This window comes from Cupriavidus sp. IDO (assembly GCF_000812465.1).
GTDB lineage: Bacteria > Pseudomonadota > Gammaproteobacteria > Burkholderiales > Burkholderiaceae > Cupriavidus.
The window spans coordinates 73,397-80,735 of the sequence record NZ_JWMA01000182.1 but is presented as its reverse complement, the minus strand read 5'-3'; the positions used below and the strand labels follow the sequence as shown (position 1 = coordinate 80,735).

Annotated in this window: 7 protein-coding genes; 2 read left to right on the top strand and 5 right to left on the bottom strand. The window is 67.2% G+C overall.

Features of this window, described 5'->3' with window-relative positions; genetic code table 11:
- Positions 1-149 precede the first annotated feature (149 nt).
- Positions 150-683, top strand: coding sequence for a hypothetical protein (locus RM96_RS33060; protein ID WP_052279891.1), 534 nt, complete (start codon positions 150-152; stop codon positions 681-683).
- 218 nt (positions 684-901) lie between these two features.
- A complete protein-coding gene (locus tag RM96_RS33055) occupies positions 902-1,465 on the top strand; it encodes a TetR/AcrR family transcriptional regulator (protein WP_039015968.1) in 564 nt (187 codons plus the stop codon).
- 34 nt (positions 1,466-1,499) lie between these two features.
- Here the strand turns inward: RM96_RS33055 and RM96_RS33050 are convergent, their stop codons facing one another.
- The 5 genes from RM96_RS33050 to RM96_RS33030 form a co-directional block, all read right to left on the bottom strand.
- Entirely contained in the window at positions 1,500-2,273 is a 774-nt protein-coding gene (locus RM96_RS33050; protein ID WP_052279890.1) for an alpha/beta fold hydrolase, read from the bottom strand.
- Positions 2,270-3,295 (bottom strand): M14 family zinc carboxypeptidase, encoded by a 1,026-nt coding sequence (locus RM96_RS33045; RefSeq protein WP_039015967.1) that lies wholly within the window; start codon positions 3,293-3,295, stop codon positions 2,270-2,272. The genes RM96_RS33050 and RM96_RS33045 overlap by 4 nt, the downstream gene beginning before the upstream one ends.
- A 32-nt stretch (positions 3,296-3,327) precedes the next feature.
- Complete coding sequence (locus RM96_RS33040; RefSeq protein ID WP_039015966.1) at positions 3,328-4,017, bottom strand: HAD family hydrolase; 690 nt, start codon at positions 4,015-4,017, stop codon at positions 3,328-3,330.
- A 112-nt stretch (positions 4,018-4,129) separates the two neighbouring features.
- A complete protein-coding gene (locus RM96_RS33035; RefSeq protein WP_039015965.1) occupies positions 4,130-5,017 on the bottom strand; it encodes a LysR substrate-binding domain-containing protein in 888 nt (295 codons plus the stop codon).
- A 139-nt stretch (positions 5,018-5,156) separates the two neighbouring features.
- Entirely contained in the window at positions 5,157-7,301 is a 2,145-nt protein-coding gene (locus RM96_RS33030; RefSeq protein ID WP_039015964.1) for a phosphocholine-specific phospholipase C, read from the bottom strand.
- Positions 7,302-7,339: the final 38 nt, after the last annotated feature.

The following is a 7,339-nucleotide window of genomic DNA, read 5'->3' as shown; positions in this document are numbered from 1 at the left end:
ACAGACAGCAGGACCATTGCAATACCGGAGGCGGTCTTTTTTTTGGCCCAGTTATCTATCTACTAGTAGATAACTTCACCAAAAGCGACTTGCCAGCAACTGATACCGATCCAAGCGATCCCGAAACATCGCCCAATTAGGAGCTCATCATGACCAAGTTCGCCAAGACCCTGATCACCGCCACCACCCTTGCCGCCGCCTTCGCCGGTGGTGCTGCCCAGGCCGGCACGGTGCCCGCCGACAAGTACGGCTACGAATTCCGCGTGGGCAAGACCGACGCCTTCACCGACGGTGCGCGCACCGGCAAGTTCGACCCGTTCACCGAAGGCGCCCGCGTTGGCAAGACCGACCCGTACACCGACGGCGCCCGCACGGTCGCCGGCCTGGATCGCAGCGGTGTGTCGTCGGAGCCGGCCCGCAAGGTCGACCCGTACACCGACGGCGCCAAGATCGGCAAGTTCGACCCGTACACCGACGGTGCCCGCACGGTCGCCGGCCTGGACCGCAGCGGTGTGTCGTCGGCACCGGCCCGCAGCTTCGACCCGTACACCGACGGCGCCAAGATCGGCAAGTTCGACCCGTACACCGACGGTGCCCGCACAGTCGCCGGCCTGGACCGCAGCGGCGTGTCGTCGTCACCGGCCCGCAGCTTCGACCCGTACACCGACGGCGCGCTCGCCTGATTACCCGCCGGCCTCGTGGCCGGCAGCCACTGACAGAAAGCGGGCGAAGCCGCAGACACTGCGCTTCGCCCGCTTCCCGGAGTTCATCATGAATTTGCGTGACAGCGCCCTGATCCTGACCGGATGGGTTGGACTTTGCCTGGTAAGCGGTTCGCTTATCACCCTGGTCGCACAAGCTCTGCCGGCCTGAGCGGGCGCCCGCATCAAGGGGTCCAGCCATGAAGACGCATTCCGTACGAGAACAACTGATCGAGCACGCACTGGTGCTGATTCGTCGACGGGGGATCAACGGCTTCAGCTACCGCGACCTGGCCGAACTGGTCGGCGTCAAGACTTCAAGCATTCACTATTACTTCCCGTCCAAGGACGATCTGGTCCTGGAAGCGGTGCGCGAATACAGCGCCCGGTCGAAAGAACGGATTGGCGCGATTGATACCAGACTGCCGCCTGCCGAACAGGCCCGGCGCTACCTGGCCCCTCTGCGCAAGGAGGACGCCGATCAGGCCTGCCTGGTCGGGATGATGTCGGCCGACGTGCTGGCGCTGCCGGATGCGGTGCGCGCGGTCATGCAGGAATTCGTGCGCATGCACGAACGTTGGCTGGCGCAGCTGCTGCAACGCGCCGAGCCGCTGCGCGGTGCGCCATATCCGCTGCCACCCGCGCAACTGTCGCAGGTGATCTTCGGCGCCCTGCAGAACGGCCTGATCAGCGCAAGGCTGTTCGGTACGCCCGAGCGGCTGGAAGCCGCCGCGCAGTTGCTGACCAGCACCATCCCGGAATAAAGCCATGCCCCGGCAGTTGCCGGGGCTGTCGCGCTCAACGCGACATTGTGGCCATGTCCGCTGTCACCGTATTCATCCGGCTGACTGCTTCGCACAGCCATTGCGGATCGTCGTGCGGCAGGTCGTGTCCCGCCCAGGGGTGTTGCAGAAGCGGCGCCGCCCAGGCCTGAGCGATACGCGCCGAGCACACAGGGTTCACCAGCCGGTCTGCCGCGGATGACAGCAGCAGCGTCGGGCATCGGGGGGCAAGCGCATCCGCCCGGAACCGTGCCGCCGCCAGCAACTGGCGCAGCGCGGATGTACGACTGACCGGTGCGCTCGCCGCAATCTCCATCCAGCTCCTGATATCCGCGTCCTGCGTGTCCGCCCGCGCGCAGGTCAGGCGATGGATCACGCGCTCACAGTGCGACCGATCCGTCCATCGCCAGGCCACGCCGGCCAGCGCCGGCCAGTTGGCCGGCCGCAGGCGCTGCGCCGCATGGCTGTAGGGCCGCATGCTGGTATTGACCAGCACCAGCGCCGCGATCTCTTCCGGCAATGCCTGCGCCCAGCTCGCCGCCACCATCGCCCCGAGCGACATCGCGAGGATGCGATAGGGCGGCTGCCTGCCGGCGTCGCTCAACTGTTGCCTGACAACGCTGACCATGCCTGCCACGCTGGCCGGCACGGCGACTGCCGCCAGCGTGCCGTTGCCCGGCAGGTCCACCAGCACCGGCCGGCCGAGCCCCGCCAATTCCCACCGCTGCGGCAGGGTTCCCCAGTGCCGGCTTTCGCGCGTCAGCCCGCGCAGGAAAACCCACGTTGTCATCGCACCTTCCCGTCCTGCCAGTGCGCACGCGCCTGCTCCAGCAATTGCTGGCGCCGCTCGCCGCTGGGCAGCCAGCGTTCGGGCGCAAAGGCAAGCCGCCCGAGAAAATCGAACAGGCTGACATGCCGGCGCAGCACGCGCGCCGTGCGGTGCGCCTTGATCGGATTGAACATGCCGTCGCGCGAGAACAGCTGGCGCGGATTCTTCTTGATCCACAGCCAGGAGCCGAGCTCAAGCGTCATCGGCAGGAACAGGCGATGCGGCTGCGCACGGTCATAGGCGTAGTCCCACAGGTCGCCGTGCAGCAGGTACTGGTGGCTCTGCGGCTCGAAGGCGTAGCCGTGATGCGGATGCGCCTGTTCGAACATGGTCTTGAGCAGGTACATCTCGGGCAGGTGGGGCATCGGCTCGTGCGTGCGGGCATAAGGAAACCAGATGCTGTCGCGCCAGCCATAGCCGGAATGGCAGTCCACCGCAAAGCTGAGCTGGCGCGGCAGCAGCTCCTGCTCCACCACGCGCAGCAGCGCGGCACTTTCCACTTCCATCGGCGCGCCGGCCGGGCCGCGGTACCACGGCAGCCAGGCACCGATGCGCTGGCCGCCGGCCAGGAAAGGCACATGGGCATCGGCGTCCTGCGGCGCATTGCGCATCAGGTCCACGCCGTTCGGATTGGCGCGGGTGGCGGCCCACATGCCGCCCGGATTGACGATCGGCATGAACAGCAGCCTGACCGACTGCAGTTCGCGATGCAGCAGCTCGTCCCATTCCAGCCGGCAGAGCACGGATTTCAGGTAATCCAGCACCAGTTGGGTGCCGATGCGCTCGAGTCCGTGGATGCCGCCGAAGATGCCGATCACCGGGGCGTCCGGGGCGCGGGAGCCGAGCGTGGCGACGTACACCGCAAAGCGTTGGCCGCCGCGGACCGTGGTTTCGCAGGCCGTGCGCACGTCGAGGACCCGGCTGCCGGCATCCAGGAGTGCCAGCAACTGGTCATACTCGGCAAAGGCGGCGCGCTCGGTCATGGGATCAATATAGGCGCTGCGCCGGCGGCGGACTATGCGGCGGTTTCACGGCGGTCGAACAATTGCACGACCGGCCAGCCACGCGCCCGGGCCAGCGCCAGCAGGGTCGCGTCGGGGTTGGTGGCCACGGGGTAGCCGACCTGCTCGAGTAGCGGGATGTCATTGCGCGAATCGCTGTAGAAATGGGCTTCGGCAAGACTGGCCGTGGCCATTCCCAGCGTTTCCAGCCACGCGTGGACCCGGGCAATCTTGCCCGCGCCGAAGCTCGGCACGCCGGCCAGCGCGCCGGTGAACTCGCCGTTGGCATCCTGTTCGGCTTCCACCGCCAGCAGGTGCGGCACGCCCAGGCGCCGGGCGATCGGCTCGGTCACGAAGTGGCAGGTGGCCGTCACGATGCAGCACAGGTCGCCCGCGTCTCGGTGGCCGGCCAGCATGTCCAGCGCCGCGGGCCGTATCGCGGGCTCGATCACCTCGCGCATGAAGCCGCTTCTCCATTGCGCCAGTTGCGCCCGCGGGTGCCGCGCCAGCAACCCGAGCGCAAAGCGCGCGTGATGGGCGAAATCCAGCGTCCCGGCGTTGTAGGCTTCCAGCCAGCGCGCGTTGTGCGCGGCCACCTCGCCCGCGCCGACGGCGCCGACGGCGACCAGGTAGCGCGCCCATTCATATTCGCTGTCCAGCGGCAGCAGGGTGTGGTCAAGGTCAAACAAGGCAAGGCGGGACATGCGGCGAGGCTCCGTTCGGGAAACCCGCAAGCTTGCCGCCGCGCGGTGACCGGGCGGTGATGAACGGCACAAGTTTCCTGATGCCGGCATCGAAGGTTTTCGTGGTCCGGCCTTACGCGGCCTGCGCTTGCGTGGCCGGAACGTGCGGCACCACGCAATCCAGGAAGGCGCCGACGAGCCGGGTAGTGCGCCGGCCTTCCAGGCAGTACAGGTATTCGTGCAGCACAGGTGCCCCCTGGGCGAACGGCACGATCCGTAGCGCCGGGTCGGGCGGCACCTCGCCCACGGGCACCACGCTTGCGCCGAGGTTCTGGCGGATGGCTTCGTAGATGGCTTCGCGGCTGCCGATCACGGTGTGCGGCGGCAGCTCGTGCCCGCTCTCGGCAAGCGCTGTCTCCGTGGCCTTGCGTGTCATCGAACCGTGTTCGCGTACCAGCAGGTGGCAGCTGGCAAGCTGGGCGATATCCACATGCGGCTGGCGGGCGAGAGGGTGGTTCGGATGTACCACCAGCACCATCGGGTCCGACGCCAGCTGGATGCGCGTCAGCCGGTCGTCGTGCACGGTGTGCGACGACACGGCGGCATCGATGCGGTACTCGAACAGCGCATCGATCATCTGCTGGGAGTTGCCGATGTCGATGCTGACGTCGATGGCCGGATAGCGCTGACGGAAGGTGGCGACGCTGCGCAGGATGTAATAGGGGCCGGTGGCGCCGATGCGCAGGTTGCCGAACAGCAGGTTGCCGGCGTTGCGCAGCAGGTAGTCGGCATTGCCCTCCTGCTGCATCAGCTGCTCCACCACCGGCATCAGTGCCACGCCCACATCGCTCAGGTCCACCCGGCTGGCACGGCGATAGAACAGCTCGACGCCATAGGTTTCTTCCAGCTGGCGGATGCGGCCGGTCACGGTGGGCTGGCTGACGCGCAGTTGCTTGGCCGCCGTGGTGATGCTGCCCTGGCGCGCCACTTCATAAAAGGTCATCAGCAGGTCGCCGAGCATGTTTGTCCTGAGGGGGAAAGGAGGAAGGGACGGGACGACCGCGCAGTCTAGCGCTGCAATATGACAAAACGGCCATGCCCGTTCCTGCCAGGGGGGACAGGAACGGGCATGGCCAGTACAACTGGCGGTGCTGGCAGGATCAGCTGGTGGCGCCCATCGCCGGATCAGACACGCTGTCCGCACCGGTCTCGATGCGCCCGGCAAAGCGGCGCGTGAAGCCGCCTTGCGCGGTGGTCACGCTGAAGTCATACCAGTTGCCCTGCAGGCCGACCGGCCAGTGCTGCTCGAGCTGCTTGCCCGCCGGAATCTCGTAGAGCCAGGGGCCGTCGGTGCGGTACGCATTGGGCTGGACCGTGAACGTGCACGGGGCGCTGCCGGTGTTGATCAGCGTGAGGTAAACCGCGGCGTTGGCCACGTCGTAGCAGACCCGGATTTCCGGCGCGCTGGCGCCGGCGACTGTGACCTTGCTGACATCGCCGCTGAAGGCGCGGTGGAAGCCGTTCGGGCCGAGCACCCACAGGTCGTACTTGCCGCCGTCGGCCGCAAACACGTCCCAGCTGCCGTGCAGTTCCTTGCCCGGCTCCACCACATAGCGGCGCGGCACGCGGTCCAGATGCAGGCGGTCGTAGACGTGGAACACGGCGGCCGCCTTGCCGGTATTGCTGAACAGCAGCCACGCCACGCGACTGGCGGCATCCTCGCGGGCGCTGACGTGAAGTTCGTACGGCAGGGCGCGCGAAGGGCGCGCGCCTTTGGCCTGCGCCGGCATCTGCTGGGCCGACGTACTCGGCAGCGGCACCTGCGGCAGCACGCCCTGCGCGGTGCGGATCGCGTCGGCGCCGGCCTTGTCGCGGCTCGGCAACGCCGGCAGCGAGGCGCTGTTGGGATTGACGAAGTTGAAGGCCGTGGTCAGGTCGCCCACCACCGCGCGGCGATAGCCGCTGATATTGGTCTCGGCCACACCAAAGCGCGCCTCGATGAATCGCAGCACGGAGGTGTGATCGAACACCTGCGAATTGACCCAGCCGCCGCGGCTCCACGGCGATACCACATACATCGGCACGCGCGGGCCGGGGCCGTACGGGTGCTGGTCGGTGTGGTACTCACCGGCGGTCGAAACCGTGGAGGCGCCCGCCAGCGTGCCGTTGTCGTAAGCCGGCGCGCAGGGCGGCGGGACGTGGTCGAAAAACCCGTCGTTCTCGTCGAAGTTGATGATCAGGACGGTCTTGCTCCAGATGTCCGGGTTTGCCGTCAGCGCGTTCAGCACTTCCTGCGTGTACCAGGCGCCCTGCACCGGGCTCGACGGCCCCGGGTGCTCCGAATACGTCGCCGGCCCCACGATCCACGACACCTGCGGCAGCTTGCCCGCCGCCATGTCGTCGCGCAGTGCCTGCAGAAAGCCGCTGTCTGGCATGGTGTTGGCGATGCCCTTCAGCAGCGGGCTGATGGCCTCGTCGCTCGGCGCATATGGCGGATACGGACTGCCGTTGGGCAGGTTGCCGCGCGCGGCATTGGCGTCGCGGTACTGTTTGAAACCGGCCAGCGGATTGTCCGTGTAGTTGTCCGGCATGTTCTGGTAGACCTTCCAGCTGACGCCGGCCGACTGCAGGCGCTCCGGGTATGTGGTCCACGTGTACGGCGTATTGGAGCCGGTGAAGGAATCACCGCTGTTGTCGATGGACGGGCCGCCATTCGCGCCGGTCGGGTCGTTGGTGCCGGTCCAGTGGAACAGGCGGTTGGTGTTGGTGCCGCCATGGAAGCCGCAATGATAGGCGTCGCAGATGGTGAAGGCGTTGGCGAGCGCGAACTGGAAGTCCAGTTCCGCCTCCGTGTAGAAGCCCATCGACTGCGTATTCTTGTAGGTCGGCCACTTGTTCATGCGGCCCAGGTCCCAGGCGTTCTGCGCATCGGGGTACGAGTGCGGCGTGCCATTGACGCGCTGCGCATTGCCCACGGTGCTGTCGAGGTGATACGGCAGCACGGTGCGCGTGGTGGTCCCGTTGATGTAGGTCTGCTGCCAGACGTTCAGGCCGCCGGCCAGCGGAATCGGGAAGCGGTCGCCAAAGCCGCGTACGCCCTTGAGCGTGCCGAAGTAGTGGTCGAAGGAGCGGTTCTCCTGCATCAGGATCACCACGTGCTCCACGTCGCGGATGGTGCCGGTGGCGTTGTTGGCCGGAATCGCTAGCGCGCGGCGGATGGCCGGCGGGAAGGCGGCCAGCGCGGCGGTGGCGGCGGCGCTGCTGCCGGCAAGCTTCAGGAAACTGCGTCTGCTGTTGGAGTTCATGTTCGGTCAGTGGCCGGATTGGTTCAGGACAGGCGGCG